We start from the raw sequence: 1,020 nt of genomic DNA on the forward strand, positions 1-1,020 counted from the left end.
GAACATAGCTTCTTTGCAAATAACCGTTTTAACTATGGTATTTATACAGGTGGCTACTACAATGACAACGATTTACGTTTAAACAGTTGGGGACCATTTGTATCATGGCGTCAGCCTGTTTTACGTGAATGGTTCTTTGTACAAGGCGACCTCAATTACTTTAATGACCATCGTGAAGATCGCAACCATTATGTGAGCACATTCTTACGATTAGAAGCCCTTTTCTAAGCTTAAAGATCACCTTGGGTTCCCCATCCAAGGTGATGAATAATAAAATACTTTTAAATAAAAATTTAAGCTTTTCTTCTTACAATAACGAGCTAATTTTTGATTCCTGATCTTCAGAAAAATGAATCAATTCTCTTCTTTTTCATTTGAATACAGATCTACTGCCTTACTTTGCATTTATAGCTTAGGTATGCTGGTTTTAATTCCTCATATACAGCTTTTTCCTACTTCTTTGAAACACTCACGCTCTACAAGGCGAACCCTGTATTCGTCTGTGGTTACTCTCAAAACAAAAAGTCAGTCTGTATCTTTTTTACATTCACCATGCGAAGTAGAACCAAGTCATAGTTCAGATACCGCACTTATTCAGGACCTGATGGCTGTATTTGGAAATGATACGTTGTGGAGTCGCGCAGCCCAACACAAACATCCTTATAAAACCTTTGGCAAGATCAAGAGGAAAGCTTCAACTCTTCATATTTCAGAAAATAATCCGCTCACAGCAAGTTGGAATACCATTTCAACCTGGATGCCGTTTGAAAATGATCTTGATCTAGGCTCAAACTCGGAAAGTGATGTTTATGTACAATTTCTTGCCAAGAAAAAATGGAATTTACGACATAACATTAGTCTAGATACTGAGCAAATTTTCCGATATGGTTCGACCAGCCGGAATTACACTGAAACGACGCTGAACTTAACGCAGAAAATGCAAGATAACACATTATTTTCCAATACATTTAATGTGAATAAGAGTGGAAAGGAAGATTACAACTGGGGGAATTGGACTTT

1 protein-coding gene and 1 pseudogene are annotated in these 1,020 nt (G+C 37.0%); both read left to right on the top strand.

Features of this window, described 5'->3' with window-relative positions; translation table 11 throughout:
• Positions 1–228: pseudogene (locus VXQ92_RS21345) on the top strand (hypothetical protein); the annotation flags it as partial.
• A 121-nt stretch (positions 229–349) separates the two neighbouring features.
• Positions 350–1,020 (top strand): selenocysteine synthase (locus tag VXQ92_RS21350; protein ID WP_416683104.1); only part of this gene is annotated, 671 nt, incomplete at its 3' end.

It is taken from the genome of Acinetobacter sp. 228 (genome assembly GCF_048147885.1).